Source organism: Zoogloea sp., from assembly GCF_023150065.1.
GTDB lineage: Bacteria > Pseudomonadota > Gammaproteobacteria > Burkholderiales > Rhodocyclaceae > Zoogloea.
This window is the reverse complement of sequence record NZ_JAKLLN010000085.1, coordinates 1-884: the sequence shown is the minus strand read 5'-3', so window position 1 is coordinate 884 and position 884 is coordinate 1. Positions and strand designations below refer to the sequence as shown.

At 63.9% G+C, this 884-nt stretch carries 1 protein-coding gene and 1 pseudogene; both read left to right on the top strand.

What is annotated here, in order from left to right; all coding sequences use genetic code 11:
- Window positions 1–38: 38 nt before the first annotated feature.
- Window positions 39–128 (top strand): annotated as a pseudogene (locus tag L6Q67_RS24590) (hypothetical protein); the annotation flags it as partial.
- 388 nt (window positions 129–516) lie between these two features.
- The coding region (locus L6Q67_RS23540; RefSeq protein ID WP_296575952.1) for a hypothetical protein at window positions 517–884 on the top strand (368 nt) is incomplete at its 3' end.

Below are 884 nucleotides of genomic sequence, written 5' to 3'. Positions count from 1 at the left end.
GCGACAACGACGGCAAGCAGGACAGCGGTGAATGCGGCGTGGCCAACGTCACCGTCAAGCTGCTCAACAGCGCCGGCGCGGTGATCGCCACCACCTGCACGGATTCGGCTGGTAACTACAAGTTCACCAACCTGGATCCGGGCCAGTACAGCCTGTCGTTCGACAAGACCAACGCCTACTACTACACCGGGTACTACGACTGGTTCGGCAACGCCAAGACCCAGAACGTGTCCTCCTCTGGCTACCAATGGACCACGAAGGACGTCGGCAGCAATGCCTACGACACGACCGACAGCGATGTCGCCCGTGTGTCCTCGACGTACTACAACCAGGGCAACACCGACAAGTTCACCCTGGTCTCCGGCCAGTACGACAGCTCCCGTGACGGCGGCATCTGCCCGATCGTGATCGACCTGGACGGCAACGGCATCCAGACCGTGGCCCGCGAAAACACCAACGGCACGTTTGACCTGATCGGCAACGGTTCGGCCATCCTTCGACAGCAACGGCGACGGCGTGGTCGATGCCCGCGATGCCCACTTCGCCGATCTGACGGTCTGGCGCGACGCCAATGGCAATCAGCAGACCGACGCCGGCGAGCTGATGAGCCTGACCGAGGCCGGTGTGGCCAGCCTCAAGGTGTCGTACTTCGCACTGCCCGCGGTCGACGAGCAGGGCAACCTGCACCTCGAACGCAGCGCTGCAACCCTGGCCGACGGCAAGTCGGTGGACATGACCGACGTGTATTTCAACGTCGATGCCACCGAAGTGGCCCAGGCCGGCGGTTCCCTGCCGTCCATGGCCGACCTGCTGAGCACCGATGTCAGCCTCGACAGCGTCCTCGGTGTCTCCGTGGCTGCCGGTGAAGTGGCTGGCGCCTCGGT